14 protein-coding genes are annotated in these 15,498 nt (G+C 65.3%); 5 read left to right on the top strand and 9 right to left on the bottom strand.

Annotated elements, in window-relative coordinates; genetic code table 11:
- Positions 1-4 precede the first annotated feature (4 nt).
- Positions 5-796, top strand: a complete 792-nt coding sequence (locus ACFC0O_RS16120) for an SDR family oxidoreductase (RefSeq protein WP_375958411.1) — start codon at positions 5-7, stop codon at positions 794-796.
- On the opposite strand, the gene ACFC0O_RS16115 is transcribed toward ACFC0O_RS16120, so the two are convergent.
- Positions 793-1,419: a GNAT family N-acetyltransferase gene (locus ACFC0O_RS16115; protein ID WP_375960738.1), complete on the bottom strand. Its 627-nt coding sequence runs from the start codon at positions 1,417-1,419 to the stop codon at positions 793-795. The genes ACFC0O_RS16120 and ACFC0O_RS16115 overlap by 4 nt on opposite strands.
- A gap of 63 nt (positions 1,420-1,482) precedes the next feature.
- On the opposite strand from ACFC0O_RS16115, the gene ACFC0O_RS16110 reads away from it, so the two are divergent.
- A complete protein-coding gene (locus ACFC0O_RS16110) occupies positions 1,483-2,481 on the top strand; it encodes a hypothetical protein (RefSeq protein WP_375958409.1) in 999 nt (332 codons plus the stop codon).
- A gap of 57 nt (positions 2,482-2,538) precedes the next feature.
- On the opposite strand, the gene ACFC0O_RS16105 is transcribed toward ACFC0O_RS16110, so the two are convergent.
- A complete protein-coding gene (locus tag ACFC0O_RS16105; protein WP_375958407.1) occupies positions 2,539-4,125 on the bottom strand; it encodes an oleate hydratase in 1,587 nt (528 codons plus the stop codon).
- Between the two features lie 145 nt (positions 4,126-4,270).
- Between ACFC0O_RS16105 and ACFC0O_RS16100 the strand changes: the two genes are divergently transcribed.
- Positions 4,271-4,867: a GNAT family N-acetyltransferase gene (locus ACFC0O_RS16100; protein WP_375958405.1), complete on the top strand. Its 597-nt coding sequence runs from the start codon at positions 4,271-4,273 to the stop codon at positions 4,865-4,867.
- A 24-nt stretch (positions 4,868-4,891) separates the two neighbouring features.
- Here ACFC0O_RS16100 and ACFC0O_RS16095 read toward each other — a convergent pair whose 3' ends face one another.
- The 4 genes from ACFC0O_RS16095 to ACFC0O_RS16080 all read right to left on the bottom strand — a co-directional run bounded on the left by ACFC0O_RS16095 (position 4,892) and on the right by ACFC0O_RS16080 (position 10,572).
- On the bottom strand, positions 4,892-5,743 hold the full coding sequence (locus tag ACFC0O_RS16095; protein ID WP_375958403.1) for an SDR family oxidoreductase: 852 nt from the start codon (positions 5,741-5,743) through the stop codon (positions 4,892-4,894).
- A gap of 38 nt (positions 5,744-5,781) precedes the next feature.
- Positions 5,782-7,194 carry a phytoene desaturase family protein gene (locus ACFC0O_RS16090; RefSeq protein ID WP_375958401.1) on the bottom strand — a complete coding sequence of 471 codons (1,413 nt, stop codon included), beginning with the start codon at positions 7,192-7,194 and terminating at the stop codon, positions 5,782-5,784.
- 38 nt (positions 7,195-7,232) lie between these two features.
- Entirely contained in the window at positions 7,233-9,041 is a 1,809-nt protein-coding gene (locus ACFC0O_RS16085; RefSeq protein WP_375958399.1) for a DUF3556 domain-containing protein, read from the bottom strand.
- Positions 9,042-9,129: 88 nt separating this feature from the next.
- Positions 9,130-10,572, bottom strand: coding sequence for a class I adenylate-forming enzyme family protein (locus tag ACFC0O_RS16080; RefSeq protein ID WP_375958397.1), 1,443 nt, complete (start codon positions 10,570-10,572; stop codon positions 9,130-9,132).
- Positions 10,573-10,731: 159 nt separating this feature from the next.
- Here ACFC0O_RS16080 and ACFC0O_RS16075 point away from each other — a divergent pair, with 159 nt between their 5' ends.
- Both ACFC0O_RS16075 and ACFC0O_RS16070 read left to right on the top strand, forming a co-directional pair.
- Positions 10,732-11,952, top strand: a complete 1,221-nt coding sequence (locus tag ACFC0O_RS16075; RefSeq protein WP_375958395.1) for a helix-turn-helix domain-containing protein — start codon at positions 10,732-10,734, stop codon at positions 11,950-11,952.
- A gap of 82 nt (positions 11,953-12,034) precedes the next feature.
- Positions 12,035-12,682, top strand: a complete 648-nt coding sequence (locus tag ACFC0O_RS16070) for an SDR family oxidoreductase (protein WP_375958393.1) — start codon at positions 12,035-12,037, stop codon at positions 12,680-12,682.
- 42 nt (positions 12,683-12,724) lie between these two features.
- On the opposite strand, the gene ACFC0O_RS16065 is transcribed toward ACFC0O_RS16070, so the two are convergent.
- The 3 genes from ACFC0O_RS16065 to ACFC0O_RS16055 all read right to left on the bottom strand — a co-directional run bounded on the left by ACFC0O_RS16065 (position 12,725) and on the right by ACFC0O_RS16055 (position 15,482).
- Entirely contained in the window at positions 12,725-13,561 is an 837-nt protein-coding gene (locus ACFC0O_RS16065; protein ID WP_375958391.1) for a hypothetical protein, read from the bottom strand.
- Between the two features lie 171 nt (positions 13,562-13,732).
- Positions 13,733-14,386, bottom strand: a complete 654-nt coding sequence (locus ACFC0O_RS16060) for a hypothetical protein (protein ID WP_375958389.1) — start codon at positions 14,384-14,386, stop codon at positions 13,733-13,735.
- A gap of 193 nt (positions 14,387-14,579) precedes the next feature.
- Positions 14,580-15,482, bottom strand: coding sequence for a hypothetical protein (locus ACFC0O_RS16055; RefSeq protein WP_375958387.1), 903 nt, complete (start codon positions 15,480-15,482; stop codon positions 14,580-14,582).
- Between the last annotated feature and the right edge of the window lie 16 nt (positions 15,483-15,498).

Raw genomic sequence — 15,498 nt, 5'->3', positions numbered from 1 at the left:
AGCGATGACATCGCAGGCGGAGACCGGCGGACGTACCTACGTGGTGACCGGGTCGGCATCGGGGATCGGCGCGGCGACTGCCGAATTGCTGCGTTCGCGTGGCGCCACGGTGATCGGATGCGATCTCGAAAATGCCGAAGTCCAGGCCGATCTGGCCACGCCGCACGGGCGGCGATCACTTGTGGAGCAGGTCAGCGAGCTCGGTCCGATCGACGCGGTATTGGCGATCGCTGGCGGTGGCAAGACCGGGATGCTGGAAACCAACTATTTCGGCGCCGTGGCGACACTGTCGAGCCTGCGGCCGCTGCTGGCCCAAAGTCCTTCGCCCAGAGCAGTTGTCGTATCGTCGACGTCCTCGCTCGCGCCAGCGGACGAGCGCATCATGCAGGCGTGCCTGGACGGAGACGAAGCCGCCGCGGTCGCCCTCCTCGCCAACGATCCGGCCGCCGGGGGTGCGACCGCCGGTTACGGAGCCGCCAAGCGCGCGCTGAACCGCTGGGTGCGCACGTCCGCTCCCACCCCGGAGTGGGCCGGGGCCGGAATCGCGCTCAATGCCGTCGCCTCGGGAGTGGTCGATACTCCCGCCGCCGCATGGATTTTCGCCGACGACAATATCCGCCGAGCGGTGGAAACCGCTGCGCCCCAACCTTTCGGCGGATTCCCGGGCCGCCCGGAATGGGTCGCCGAAGTTATCTGCTGGCTCGCCGGCGAGTCCAACCGCTTCGTCACCGGCCAGATCATCTTCGCCGACGGCGGTTCCGAGGCAGCCGCACTCGGCGATCATCATTGGCGTTAGAGCTGCGGCCAAGCCGGTATATGAAGTTCGAATGTCACCATGTCTTTGTGGGGACCGTTGTAGTCCATGATCGGCCCGCCGACATCGAAGCCCAGTGCCTTGTGAAAGGCGATGGACGCGACGTTGTTCGGTGAGGTGATTGCCCGGATCACTTCCCGCCCATCGGATTTCGCCGCGGCGATGAAACGGTTGTAGAGATCACGAGCCAAGCCGGTGCCGCGATGGTCCGGATCAATACCCGCGAAGTGGATGTAGGCCGCTCGCGGATCGTCCGGTGACACGAATCCGATAAGGAAGCCTGCGAGCACACCGTCCCGCTCGGCGATCAAGCTGGTGTGCGCGAAATGTTCGAGGAACAGTCGCGGCAGTGCCGTCGTCACCGGGCGGCCCCACCAGCCATCGACCACGCCGATGATGGCGTCATAGTCAGCCGCTGCGGCCCGGCGTATCGCGAGTTGGCCATCCACATGCCCAGTGTGCCAGCGATTCCGGAGGCATTCAGCCGCGCGTGGCCGCACCCGACTTCTGCGCGCGCGTCGGCGAGACGGGTATGTGAAAACTGACTGTGCGCACGGGGTCTGCGGCAATAATGAGGTCGAGCTCTTCTGCACAGGCTCCTGCATCGCCGCAGTCGAGATCGTGAGGTTCCAGGTTGGAGTTCCTAATAATCGATACGGAGATCTCTGATGAATTTCCTCGAATCGGAACATGTGTGCTTACCGGACCATAATCTAGCGGCGCATCGGCAGTGGACCATGACACTTTGGCATGCCAGCAGAGTGGGCAGGAGTATCACCCCTCCGATCGAATCGGAGGCATTTCGCTATGTACCGCGGGATGAAAGAGATTTCCTTGACGTGTTTTTCGAGTGGTACGACCGAAATTTTCTCTCCGCGTACCCGCACGACAAGTCCACGCTGAAGGATCAAACCTATCTAACGATCCTGGCCTTTCCGTCGGTGCGGGATTTCGATCAGCTGTGCACCATCAACCACGGCATGCTCCTGATCTTCTACGTGGACGACCATCGGCGTGAGCTGCAGCTGGAGGAGCTGCTTGACGACACCGACGCAGACCGCGGTGTGCAGATCTTCACCGAGCACATCAGGCGCGAGGTCCCGGATAGCTATGACCACTTTCGAGAGCTGTTTCGCGAGTTCTGCGTCGCGAGCCTGCTCCAAGGGAAGGTACAGAACAGCCAGTCGCTGTACTTCAGAGTCAAAGCCAAGACAATGGGTATCGTTCCCGTGCACTACCTGCTGTGGGCGGTGCGCGGACTGCCGCCGGAGAAGTTCGGCAGCATGGAGATGTACAACTACGAGCATTACCTGGAATTGGAAACGCTCATGGTCAATGATCGGGATTCGCTGCGCAAGGAATCCAACGCCGGTCAATGGAACGGCATCGCGGTGTACGGACATGACAATCAGTCGTACAACACGATGATCGACGAGAACTACAGTCGACTCATTACATCGCTCGGAGAGTTGCTGGCGATCGAAGATGATCAGATCTGCGTGACGGCGTATGAGAATTTCAAGATCTGTGCCGACGCGACCCTGTACTGGAACGAATCGACACCGAGGTATCACTCCGATCGAACGCTGCGATCGGACACTCCGACGAGACGAATTCCTATGGGGCCGCGGGGAATCGGAACAACCTCATTGCAAGTGGCGAGGTAGGGCGAGGCGTTCGCCGCGCCCGGGAGGATCGATGACGCTCCCGGGCGCGCGTCCCCGCTAGCTAGAGACCGGCTGTTTTCCCTTGCGGTGCATGGTTTCCAGGGCTTCGACCAGGACCTTCGGGTCGTGGTTGCCCTTGTAGACCGGCTGGGGCTGGGTTTTGAGGCCCAGTAGGGTTGCCACGGCGGTCTGGGCGGTGCGGACCGAGTATTCGACGGTGAAGACGACATCGTCGGGGACTTCGGCGTATTGGCCGATAAAGGCGAGGTTGGTTGAGCCCTTGGGGACGACGTCGGGGCGGTCGCCGTGGGAGCGGACCAGGAACTGGCTGGTGATGTAGGGCATGAGGGCGGGGATGACGATCGAGTTGTCCAGAATGCGGTCGCGGTTGTCGATCTTCAAGTGCGACAGGGCTTCCTGGAGGATTTCGCGGCCGGTGCATTCGGCCATGGTCTTGGTGACGGTGTTGCCCTTCTTGTCGGGGAACAGCGCGTATCCCCACCATACGAAGGTGTCCGCGGGCTGCTCGCGGAAGTGTGGCTGATGGTTGAGCACGATGGTCATCAGCCAGTTGGAATCCTTGAAGGTGATCAGGCCACCCTTGCCCGCCTCGCTACCGCTGAACTTCTCCATTTCGGCGAAGAAGGTCGGGTCCTTGGTGGTGACGGTGAACGATTCCCAGGTCGAATCCTTGATCGAGGAATCGAAGACCTCGGGCTTGCCCAGGCCGGGGCGCTTGGCCGCGAGGGTGCGCCACAGCTGCCACGCGCCCGCCGAGCGCGAAGTGTCCAGGGCCGCAGCCTTATCGGTGGACCCGAGGGTCGAATCCGCGGTCATCGACCCGTTGGTGATCATCAGCAGATCGGAGGGATCGAGGGCGATCTGTTCGGTGGTGCCGCCGCTGTCGACGGTGAGTCCGGTCGCGGTGAGCTTGTCGCCCTCGGCCAGCTGCACATCGGTGACGCGCGCGCCCAGGCGAATGGTGACGCCCTGATCGGTGAGCCATTTCAGCATCGGCCGGACGATCGAGTCGAACTGGTTGTACTTGGTCCGGTAGATGCCGGACATGGTGTCGAAGGTCTTGAACAGGTGGATGAATCGATTCAGGTAGCGGCGGAACTCGATCGCCGAATGCCACGGTTCGAAGGCGAAGGTGGTGCACCACATCCACCAGAAATTGGTGGTGAAGAATTCGGGGCTGAAACAGTCGGTGATCCGTTTGCCGTCGAGTAGCCGTTCGGGCGTGCCGACGCATTTGATCAGTTCGAGCCGGTCGCGTTCGGAGAAGCCCATGGTGTGGGCGTCGATCGGAACGCCCGTATCGTCGACCAGGCGGGCGTGATCGTTCCACGCGAAGTCGCGGTGGAAGGCGAAGGTGTCGTCGGTGACCGAGACCTTCGGATTGTCCAGTGACGGGATCGACCGCAGCAGGTCGTAGGTGCAATCGAAATGGATTTCGAACATGCGCCCGCCGCGCATCGTATAGCCGGTTTCGGGGGATCCGGCCGCATCCAGGCTGCCGCCTTCGCGGCCCTGTTCTTCGAGAATCACAATGTCGGAACCGGCGAATCCGCCGTCACGAATCAGAAATGCCGCCGCTGACAGGGAGGCGATGCCACTGCCAACCAGGTACGCCTTCGCCATGTTCTACCTCTTTCAGGGTCGCTGAAGATGTTGTCCATGGAGCAAGAACCTTGCAATAGCTAACCGTTAGCCACCCTACGCGGCGCGGCAATCGCCGTGGATAACGGTTCGTCACCGACCATGCCTGCGAGCCATAATCGACCAAGTGTCCGAACCACTTGCCGCCAAACCCACTCTGAGGGGCTCGAACGTCGCGCTCCGGCCCTTCTCCGAAGACGACGTCCCAGCCATGGTCGAGGTGCTGGGTGACCCGGAGGTTCGTCGCCTCACGGGCAGTGTTCATGACGAGTCAGCGGCGTTGGCCCCGCTTCAGCCCTCCGAGTACGACGAGTTGCGTCGGTGGTATTCGACTCGGGCGACTCAGCCGGAGCGGATCGATCTGGCGATCATCGAACTGGCAACCGGCAAGTGCGTGGGCGAAGCGGTCCTGAACCAGTACGACCCCGGAAACCGCAGCTGCAACTTCCGGATTCTGGTGGGGCCGGCCGGGCAGAACCGCGGACTGGGAACCGAGGCCACCCGGATGCTGGTCGGCTATGGCTTCGAAGAGCTTTTGCTACACCGCATTTCGCTGGAGGTGTACGACTTCAACCCTCGTGCGCGGCGTGCGTACGAGAAGGTCGGCTTTCGGACCGAGGGCGTCCTGCGGGAGTCGCTCCGCTACGGGGACCAATGGATCGACGCGACACTGATGTCGATCCTCGGTCATGAGTGGGCCGCGCATCGCGGCTTCCCAAGCTAGGTCCAGTCCGTATCGAGCCGACGGTCAGGCGTCGAGGAACAGGTCCGCCTGTAGTTCCGAATCGCCTGGGAGGACACGGTATTTCTCGAAATCGGTGATGCCGATGCCGGTGAGGACGTCCTCGTCGAGGAAGAAGTTGCCGGTGGTGTCGGCCGACGGTGAGGTGAGTACCGCGTACGCGGCGTCGGCGCAGATGTCCGGGGTACGCGAACGAGCGATCATCGCCCCGCCGCCGAGGACATTCCGCACCGCAGCGCTGGCGATCGTGGTGCGGGGCCACAGCGAGTTCACCGCGATGCCGTCGGGGCGCAGTTCGTGCGCGAGACCCAGTGTGGTCAGGGACATTCCGTATTTCGCGATGGTGTATCCGAGCGATGCCCCCGCCCAGAGCGGATTCAGGTTGATCGGCGGCGAGAGCGTCAGAATGTGCGGATTGCGTTCGGCGGCAGCGGATTTGCGCAGGGCGGGCAGACAGGTCTTGGCGAGCAGGAAGCTGCCGCGGCAGTTGATGTCCTGCATGAGGTCGTACTTCTTCATGGGGAGTACGTCGGTGGGGGACAGGTCGATGGCCGAGGCATTGTTGACCACGATGTCGATTCCGCCGAACCGGTCGACGGTCTGCTCGACCGCCCGCTCGACCTGGTCGTCGAAACGAATATCGCCGACGACCGTCAGCACGGTGCCGCCCGCCCGCTCGAGTTCCGCGGCGGCAGTGTGGATGGTGCCCGGCAGCCGGGGATCCGGGAGGTCGGTCTTGGCGATCAAGGTGATGTTGGCGCCGTCGGCGGCCGCGCGCCGGGCGATCGCCAGCCCGATTCCCCGGCTGCCGCCGGACATGATCATGGTGCGGCCGGTCAGGGAGATGGGTTCGGTCATCGAGACTCCTGTGTTCATGGTCGTTCGTGGGCGGCTTTTCACCGCAGCCGCCGCAGTGCACGTTCGGCCGCGTTGGCCCCGCACATGCCGTGCGCGCCGGGCCCGGGCGGTGTCGCCGCCGAGCAGATGTAATGGCCGGGAATGCCGATGTCGTAGGGCTGCAGGGTTTTTCGCGGACCGAACACCAACTGCGGGATATCCTTGGCTCCGGTCATGATGTTGCCGCCGACATAGTTGGGGTTGTAGTCGGCGAATTCCGTTGTGGTGCGGGCATTCAGGCCGATCACGCGATCGCGGAAGCCGGGCGCGAACCGTTCGATCTGGGCGGTGATCGCATCGGTCGCGTCACCGGTATATCCGTTCGGCACATGGGCATAGGTCCACACCGGGTGCACCGTGCCGACCGATCGCTGTGGATCCGCGAGGTACTGCTGGCCCACCAGGACGAACGGGCGCTCCGGCATTCGGCCCGCGTGGATATCGCGCTCGCCCGCGGCGATCTCGGCGAACGAACCGCCCAGATGGACGGTGCCCGCCCGCCGGGCCGCGCTCGCGGTCCAGGGAACGCCGCCCTCGACCGCGAAGTCGACCTTGAACGCGCCCGGTCCGTAGCGAAATCGCCGGTAGGCGTTGGCGATCCGCTGTGGCAGCCGATCATCGAGGATCTCGGCGACCGCGGTCGGGGCGAGATCCCAGAGGGTGAGGTCCGAGGGTGGCAGGTCGGTGGTGGAGCGCACCCGGACCCCGACCTCGATCTTGCCGCCGTGATCGGCCAGCGCCGCCGCCATGGTGTCGGCGATCTGTTGCGAGCCGCCCACTGCCGCCGCCCAGCCGTAGCGGTGACCAGCGGTCAGGATGCCGAGTCCGACGCTCGCGCTCAAGGGTCGCTCGAGCGGCCGGAACGCGTGCGCGGCGACACCGCCGAACAGCGCTCGTCCCTGTTCGGTCCGGAAGGCGCGCGCCAGCAGGGTCGCCGGTGCGGTCGCGGGAATACCGAAGCGCGCCAGCCGAATCGGGTGCCGCGGAATCCGCAGCAGCGGCCGCATGATGTCGGCACCGGTCTGCTCGTATCCGGCGACCGGCCCGGCGAACAATCGGCGCCACAACCGTTTGTCGGCGTCGAGTCCCGCCGCAGTGTCCAGCACCGATCGATGCAGCACCCCGGCGCTGCCGTCATCGAGTGGATGGACACAGTCCAGTTCCGCCCACGCCCACCGCAATCCATATCGCTCCAGATCGACACGGCGCAGGAATGGCGATCCGACGGCCATCGGGTGAATCGCCGAGCAGTGATCGTGCAGCAGGCCGGGCACGATCGCTTCGCTCGAGCGGGTGCCGCCGCCGATGCTGCCGGAGGCTTCGAGCACCGTCACCTCCACACCCGCGCGAGCCAGGGTGAGCGCCGCCGCCAGTCCGTTGGGGCCGCTGCCGACCACCGTCGCCGTTGTCATTGGACCGGTCCTTTCTCTCGATACGTTGTGGCGCTGACCTATTCGGCAGGCTGGATGATCGCGTCCGACCGCGCCGCGCCCCCGGTGACGTCTTCACGCCGCCAGGTGACCCGGTGCGGAATCGGCCCGTCCGGCAGCCACGGCATCGCCTCGACCGCGTCGGCGACCTCCCAGGTGCCGCGTTCGATGACGCCCAGCGCCGCATCGACGACCATGTACGCCTGCGCGCTCTTGTGAATGGGCTGCGATTCCACCCAGACCACGATCCATTCCCCTGGTGCGAAGCCCACCCGGGCTTGGACCGCCTCGATCAGGTCCAGGCCGTGCAGGTGCCCGTCGCCGAAGTTGAAGCCGATCAGCGAGTTGCAGGCGAACTCGGCTTCGCGCACGGTCCAGCGATCGATATCGGGAATGTGCTTGTACAGCAACGAGAACAGGCCGCGACCCTGACTGTGCATGGAGCGCCACGCGATGGTCTGCTGCATGGTGATCTCGGCGACCACCGGGTCGTAACCGCTCGCCTCGAGCTGATCCACCTGGTTGAGCGCGGGCCGATGCGCGAGCGTGTTGAGCTTGGCTTCGGAACCGGGGGAGAAGGCCCACAGCGCCGAGGCCCAGTTGCCCGCGTACTGCCGCATCGACGGCAGGAACGACACCAGATCCGGGCGCAGGTTGCCCAGCACCGGGAAGAACGCGAGCGCCGCCACGATCACCAGTGTCAGCCACGGCGAGGACATATCGAAGACGCCATAACCGTGGGAGTTCGGGAAACCCAGGAATAGGAACACCGTCATATAGGCGAACAGGATGTTCCACTCGAGCGGCACCGCCAGGGGGAAGGTGGAGGTGATGAACAGGTGGAACAGCACCATCATCGCCACCGCGGCCAGGGTCAGCCACCGGTTGGTCGAGAACAGCAGCACGATCGGGGTGATCACCTCGACGGTGGTGCCGCCCACGTGTGCCATGAACGAGGCGACCCCCGAGGGCCGGATATCGCGCGGGAAATCCCGGTAGTGCGCGCGTTTGATCGACTTGAACGGCATGGCCGGGCTGTTGGACATCATCGGCGGCACCACATTGGTGAAATGCCTGCCGAACTTGGAGGCGCCCGCCCCCACCCACACGAGCACGATCAGCAGTTTGGCGGCGATGAGCATATCGGTGAACGGCAGCACCGCGAAGAACACCAGCGCGGGCAGATATTGCTCGCCGCGCGCGGCCAGGAAGATCGTCTTATCGCGGAGGCCGCACAGGAGGTACAGCGCGATCGGAGCGATCAGCAGAGCGGGCCGCACGAGCCCGGATGTATTGTCCGGCAACGCATCCAGCAGCGCCGAGGTGGTTCGACCCGGGGCGATCAACGCGATCAGCAGCGAGCACAGGAAGCCGAGATAGAGCGCCACGTCGAGCAGTGTGCGCGCGTCACCGCCGGTCATCGGGACGCGCCGCCACGGCCGCAATCGAATCGCGCCGGGCCTGGCGAAGTACAGCACGCCGCCGGTCATCGGCTTGAATTTGCCCGCCAGCGGTCCCCAGGAACCGGCCACCCCGACCGCCTCGAGCAGCACCGTCCACAGCACCAGCTTCTGGTAGACGATCGGTTCGTTCCACCAGTGCGCCACATCCCAGAACGGACCGGCGCCCGACGTCGCGGTGGCGATCAGCACACCGCCGAACATGTAGAGCACCAGCACTTTCGCCAGATAGATGGTGTGCACCATCTTGGGTGTGCCGAAGCCGTATTCCACCCAGTGCAGCGCCAGCGTTCGAATGCGTTCGCGCAGTGGCAATTCCAGAAATGTGCCGGTGTCCACCGGCGGGAAGTCTCCCGTTTTGAATCCCATGACTCGATTCCCTTCTCGGTGATTCCGGGCGCGCGCGACCGCGACCGAAAGTCGTCTTTCGTTCGAATTGAATTGCGACGCTGTGTCTTCAGGCGCGGATGGCCAGAGCCCGCAGGCGCTTCTTGTCGATCTTGCCGACCGGATTGCGCGGCATCTCGGCGGTGAGGACGATGGCGGCGGGCACCTTGAACGCGGCCAGGACGCCGCGGCAGTGCGCGGTCAGCTGTTCGGGCGTGACCACCGTGTCGGGCGCGGGCACGACGTGCGCCACCGGCACCTCTCCGAGCACCGGATCGGGTATTCCGACCACGGCCGCCTCATGTACCGCCGGGTGCAGGTACAGCGCGTTCTCGATCTCCTTGGGGTACAGGTTCTCGCCACCGCGGATGATCATGTCTTTGATGCGGTCGATCAGGACGAGATAGCCGTCGGCGTCGAAGTAGCCGACGTCGCCGGTGTGCAGTCGGCCGCGCACAACGGTTTTGGCGGACTCGTCGGATCTGCCGAGATAGCCGCGCATCACGTTGGGACCCTCGATGACGACTTCGCCGGGTTCACCCGCCGACATGGGTTTGCCGTCGAGATTGACGACGCGCACGGTTTGTCCGGGCAGCGGGAGTCCAACAGTTCCCGGCTTACGCTGGCCCACAACGGGATTGAGGGTGGAGGCGCAGGTGCCTTCGGACAGGCCGTAGCCTTCCACGATCGGCACCCCGTAGCGATGTTCGAATCGGGTGATGAGTTCGGAGGGCATCGGCGCGGCACCGCAGATAGCGATCCGCAGCGAGGAGGTGTCGGGCCGTGGACCCTCGGGCAGTGCGTACAGCAGGGCGTAGATGGCGGGCACGGCGGAGAAATAGGTCGGGCGAACCCGTTCGACTCGCTCGAAAAACGCTGTAGCGGAAAACTTTCCGGCGATGGTGGTGCGACCGCCCGCCAGTAGCGGTGACAGCACGCTGACCACGATGCCGTTGACGTGGAAGAGCGGCAGAACCAGCAGACTGTGGTCTGTCCCGTCCAAGCCGAGCGCGCCGATGATCATCGCGCACATGGCGGCGAGGTTGTCGTGGTCCAGCACAACGCCTTTCGGCCTGCCGGTGGTGCCGCTGGTGTAGATGATCAGCGCCGGGCCGCTGCCGATGACCGGGGCCGGAGTGCAGCCGGTCGCCTGCGTCAGCGTCTCGACATCGAGCGTGACACCGGCGCGATCGGGATCGCCGATCACCACCCTCGCACCCGAATCCGCGATCTGGTAGCGGATGTCGTCGTCGGTCAGGCCCGGATTCACCGGTGTGAGCGCCGCACCGAGCCGCCAGGCGGCGAACAGCGCCACCACCAGCTCCACCCGATTGGGCAGCACGAGCGCGACCACATCGCCCGCCCGCACCCCCGCGGCGAACAGGACCGAGGCGGCGGCGTCAACCCGGGCCTGGAACCGCACGTTGGTGAGCGCAACGGCATCGTCGGCCACGCACGGGCCGTGCGGGTCGAAAGCCGTTCGGGCGTCGGGTAAGTCGGCGATATGGCGCATGATTCCTACCGATGTCTGATGTGACCTGGGTTACAACATTCACGGTATGGCGCAGGTGCGCGCCCGGCTACGTGCCCGCAGTCCAGCGTTGCGCGATGCCGTTGTGCCACGAGCACAAACGGCGCTGCACGGCCAGGTCACGGGGTACTGTCACCGCCCATGGCTCTCGAGAACGATCCACTCGTGCGTGAGGTGGCAGGCCGGATCAAGGCGGATCTGGACCGGCTGTCACCCACCATGACCTCGATGTTCATCGAGTTCATCCCCGAGTTCCGGCATGACGACGAAATACGCCGGTTGATGGTGGCCAGCACCGACTCCAATCTCGCCGCGATGCTGGACATGCTGACCCTGGCCATCGGCCTCGACGACATCACCGTGCCGCCCGCCGCGGCCGAATACGCGCGGCGCTTCGCCCAGCACGACCTGTCCCTGGCGGCGCTGCTGCGCGCATATCGGCTGGGCGAGAACATGTTCGTGCAGTGGACGATGACACTGCTCGCCGAGATGCATCCGCCCACCGAGGTCGCGCTGGCCACCGCCGCGCGCATCGCGAGTCTGGTGAACAGCTATATCGACCAAGTGATCGAGGGCCTGATCGATATCTACGAAGGCGAGCGCCGCCGCTGGGACGCGCGCACCGACGCGGCACGCGCGGCTCAGGTGCGCGCGGTACTCGACGCCGAAGACCTCGACCTCGCCTCGGCCGAGGACATGCTGTCGACCTCACTGCGCGGTTGGCATCAGTTCATCATGCTGTGGACGCCGCCCTCGACCCCTGATCCGGGCGCGGAATTGCGTACGGGCGTGGCCCTGCTGGCAGCCGCGACCGGTAAGGCTCCGATGACGGTCGAGATCGACGATCACACTCGCTGGGTGTGGATCACCTCGACCGGCCGCCCGAGCCTGGACACCGCGCGTTTGGATCGCGAGTTGCGCGCGCACCCGAATCTATCCATGACCGTGGGCGATCCGGCGACCGGACTGGACGGCTTCCGGCGCACATTTCGAGATGCCCTGTGCGCCAGGTCCGTTGCCGTGACCAAACGCGGGAACGGACTCACCGTCTACTCCGAGGTCTCGCTGTCGGGCCTGCTGGCCGATGACGTCACCGAGGTGCAGGAGTGGGCCGGGCGGGTGCTGGGCGATCTCATGCGCGATGACGAAACCTCCGCCCGGCTGCGCGAGACCGTCCGCGTCTTCCTCGACACCCGCGGCAGCTACACCGATGCCGCCGCTCGCCTGCACGTACACAAGAACACCGTCCACTACCGCGTGCGCAAAGTCGAAGAGCTGCTCGGTCATCCACTCACCGAGCACCGTCTCGATATCGAGGTCGCGTTGACGGCCTGCGCACAGCTCGGTCTGCCCAGGCACTGAAATCCACCGCCACCAGCGGTGCGGAATTCAGCATGAAACCGTATGCGGCTCAACGGTAGGGTGGCCCGCGGTGATCCGGCGGTTGGCGGATCCGGACCGGCGCTATTGGAGAATTATGAAATATCTGGTCATCGGGGGCACGGGGCGTACCGGGCGGCGGGCGGTTGAGCTGCTTCGCGATCTCGGGCATGAGGTGGTGGTCGGTACTCGTCGTCCTCGGGATGATCGGAGCGTCGCGGTGGATCTCGCGGGCTCGCTCGATCCTGGGATCGTGACCGGCGTCGATGGGGTTATTGTCTCGGTGGAGCCGCCCGTGGATGAGGCGGGTGCCGATACGGTGATGAATGCCGGGGTGGGGCGGATTGCCGAACTCGCTGCGACGCAGGGGATTCCCGTTGTTCTTCTGTCGCAGATCTACATCACCCGGGCGGACGAGCATCCGGAGCTTGCGGGGATCATCCGCGCTCGCGGGGCCGGTGAGCAGGTGTTGCGGGATAGCGGGGCACCGTATGCGATCGTGCGGCCCGGGTGGCTCACGAATTCGGCTGCCGGTGGTGTGCGGCTCGAACAGGGTGATCGTGGCGATGGGAGTGTGAGCCGTGAGACCGTGGCTCGGGCGACGGTCGCCGCGCTGCTCAATTCCGAAGCACACGGCAAGACCTTCGAGCTGTACGACGGGCCCGCCGAGGTCGACTGGCCGACGGCCTTCACAGACCTGAAGACCGACTGACCCGAACTGCCAACGGCGGCAATCGGATCGCGCACTGTGCGGTCAGAATGCCGCCTGCACCGCCGCGAGAAGATCATTGGCGGGCTGGCTGAGCGGACCGAGCGCGTCGGGTGTGAGCGGGGGTAGCGCCGCGATCGCGGACCGCAATGAGGTGACCGCTGTGTCAGCGGCGGGTGCGATCGCGGCAACTGTGTTCGCCGCCGCGATGGGGGCGGCGACCGGCGCAGCGGGCAGCGGATCGGCTTGGGGCGCTGCACTGTTCGCGACGGGAACTGCGGCGGCTGCCGGGGGTGCGTCGGTGCCCAGGGCGTTACCGACGAGCCCACCGAGTGCCGCGCCTCCGGCCAGGCCCACCACATCCACCGGAATCGCCACGGCCAGACCGCCGATCAGGCATCCGGCCACCCCGCCGACGGCAGCCCCGACGGGCGCTCCCGCACCCACGGTCGGAAGCGCACCGATGACGCCACCGGCTATCGCGCCGACCGTCGCACCGACTCCGCATCCGACAATCTCGAGCGGGAACACCGCGACCTTGCCGATGATTGCGCCGATGACCTGACCCGCCATTGTCGAGTCGGCCCGATTGGCCTGGACGCGGGGTAGTCCGATCCCGTTGTACGCGTTGATGATCTGCTGCTGCGCACCGTCCAGGTAATTCTGCGCTTGCTCGCGGAGCTGCGGGTTGATGCCCTCCGGCAGTGGGATCGACTGCGCTGCCATTCGCAGCGAGTTGGGATCCGGTGCCACAGCATGGACTTCCAGACCGTCCGCGATGGGCGGCTGGGCGGCGGCGGGTTGTGCTGTGGCTGTTCCCGATCCGAACGCGAGCAGGGCGGGAACTGCGGTCAAGACTGCGTAAGCGCGCAGGTCGGACATGGGCGCATCCCTCGGTCTGGCGAACCACCGTCGAGCCGCTCGAGAGTGGACCCGAACCTGCGATGGCCACGCTGGCCACAGATCTTACCCCGGACGCCTTACCCGACAGCAGGATTCATCGCGGCTCCGGATTCGACGCGGTTCGTGCGAGCGCACCGGCCGCCCCCGCGATCAGGAGGCGGTGATCTTGATTGCCGGGGTCACCTTGTAGTCGGCGGCGAAGGTGATCGTCTCGCCCTGGGTGAGCAGTCCCTGACATACCGGGGCACCGCTCGCGGTGCCGACCTTGACCTTTGCCGTGGTTGCCTTCAGCGTGGAGGTCGCGTTGGTGTACGTCATCGCGGTCGCGTAGGTGTAGAACCCACACTGGTGCGCGGTGTCCCTGCTGACGAACGAGACATTGATCGGCACGCCGTCGGGACCGTTGGTGATCGAGGTGGTTCCGGTCGCGGCGTCGTAGCTGTTGGCGACCAGTCTGGAATCGCCCATCATGACGCCGGTGGCGTTCCATACGGTGCCATCCGGGGCGTTGCAGGTGGCAGCCGCGGTGGTGTCGACGGTTCCCAGCCCGGCCGACGTCCGGGTGCCGGCGGGCACCTTTCCTCGCGATGTCAGGCTCGCGCAGGTGAACAGCACTGTCCCCGAGGCGTTTTTGACGGTGACCTTGCCCGAGGTCGCCGTGAATGCCCCGTCGGCATTGGGGTTGGTGACGGTCCATGTCGTCGCCTCGGCGTCGGCGGCAGCAGTGGCGGTGAGCCCCGCCGTCACCGGTACCACCAGCGCGATCGCTGCCAAGGCACGGCGCGTACGAAGGAGACGAAGCATGGGGATCTCATTTCGTGAAGCCGGGGAGCACCGGCGAGATGAACCAACGCCCGGACCGTATCAACGAAAGTTATTTCGTATCAGAGACTTTGGTGCCCCGATTTCAATGGGCGCGACGATACGCGACTATCGATAAATATCTGATATCGATCTAAATGATTCGGCGGCAAGCGATTTGGCTACCAATGGCGATTCACGCCAGGTCGGCCAAGGCCAGTCCGGTCAGCGGCCCGCCCGGGCGGGCGATCACCTCGTCGGTGCCGTCGGAGAGGTCGACCAGGCGAATCGAACCGCCCAAATCGCCGACGTAGAAACGGGATTCATCGACGGCTGCTACGCCGATCGCCTCACGGTATCCGCTCGACAGGATCTGCGGCGGTCCGGGTTCGGGGTCGACGAGGGCCCGGTTGAGGGTATTGCCCGCGGGGGCTTGGCCGCGATCGGTCCACACCAGGGTGCCGTCGGCGAGTAGTTCCAGATCGATCGGCTCGGGCAGGTCGTGCCACAGCAGTTCGATGTCGTCGCGGGCGCTCGGGTCCGCGCCCTCGGGCAGCTCCAGTGGGGCGCGGAAGATCCGGCCGTCACCTGCTTTGGGTGCGCCTTTCTGAGTCCAGTAGACCAGGCCGCGATCCAGATCGACGCAGATGCCCACGGGCCAATTGCGTGCCACCACAGCATCTTCGGGTCCGTTACCGGTGATGACCAGCGCGTGCAGATCGCTCCCGTCGAGAGCGCAGGTCAGTACCTGCATTCCTTCCCGATCACACCAGTACAGCCGTCCGCGCGCGAAATCCGCGGTGATCTGCTTGCCGGTGGTGAACGCGCCCGCGGGCACGATGGTCGTGCGATTCTCCCCGGCGAAGTCCACCCGCTCGATCTTGCCGTTGCGGTGGAAGAACGGCGGCTCGCCGCCGGGTGTGAACGGAGCGTCCGGCGCGCCCATGCTGGTCCAATAGATGTGGCGGCGTTGGTGATCCACGACGATGCCGTCGGGCGTGGCGTCGAGGCCCTCGACCAGGGTGCGTACCCGACTGCCGTCGAGGGCGATCGCGTGCATCGCGCGGGCCTTCAAATTCAGTGCGAGCAGTTCGGTCATGGCAAGGGCCCTCCCG

This window comes from Nocardia sp. NPDC056100 (assembly GCF_042266325.1).
Classification (GTDB): domain Bacteria; phylum Actinomycetota; class Actinomycetes; order Mycobacteriales; family Mycobacteriaceae; genus Nocardia.
This window is presented reverse-complemented; position numbering and strand designations above follow the sequence as displayed.

What these genes read in the sequence shown, in the direction of transcription:
- ACFC0O_RS16115 (WP_375960738.1), bottom strand. Translation starts at nt 1,419, where the DNA reads ATGCAGGAGCCTGTGCAGAAGAGCTCGACCTCATTATTGCCGCAGACC.
- ACFC0O_RS16095 (WP_375958403.1), bottom strand. Translation starts at nt 5,743, where the DNA reads ATGACCGAACCCATCTCCCTGACCGGCCGCACCATGATCATGTCCGGC.
- ACFC0O_RS16085 (WP_375958399.1), bottom strand. Translation starts at nt 9,041, where the DNA reads ATGGGATTCAAAACGGGAGACTTCCCGCCGGTGGACACCGGCACATTT.
- ACFC0O_RS16105 (WP_375958407.1), bottom strand. Translation starts at nt 4,125, where the DNA reads ATGGCGAAGGCGTACCTGGTTGGCAGTGGCATCGCCTCCCTGTCAGCG.
- ACFC0O_RS16080 (WP_375958397.1), bottom strand. Translation starts at nt 10,572, where the DNA reads ATGCGCCATATCGCCGACTTACCCGACGCCCGAACGGCTTTCGACCCG.
- ACFC0O_RS16120 (WP_375958411.1), top strand. Translation starts at nt 5, where the DNA reads ATGACATCGCAGGCGGAGACCGGCGGACGTACCTACGTGGTGACCGGG.
- ACFC0O_RS16060 (WP_375958389.1), bottom strand. Translation starts at nt 14,386, where the DNA reads ATGCTTCGTCTCCTTCGTACGCGCCGTGCCTTGGCAGCGATCGCGCTG.
- ACFC0O_RS16110 (WP_375958409.1), top strand. Translation starts at nt 1,483, where the DNA reads ATGAATTTCCTCGAATCGGAACATGTGTGCTTACCGGACCATAATCTA.
- ACFC0O_RS16055 (WP_375958387.1), bottom strand. Translation starts at nt 15,482, where the DNA reads ATGACCGAACTGCTCGCACTGAATTTGAAGGCCCGCGCGATGCACGCG.
- ACFC0O_RS16090 (WP_375958401.1), bottom strand. Translation starts at nt 7,194, where the DNA reads ATGACAACGGCGACGGTGGTCGGCAGCGGCCCCAACGGACTGGCGGCG.
- ACFC0O_RS16065 (WP_375958391.1), bottom strand. Translation starts at nt 13,561, where the DNA reads ATGTCCGACCTGCGCGCTTACGCAGTCTTGACCGCAGTTCCCGCCCTG.
- ACFC0O_RS16075 (WP_375958395.1), top strand. Translation starts at nt 10,732, where the DNA reads ATGGCTCTCGAGAACGATCCACTCGTGCGTGAGGTGGCAGGCCGGATC.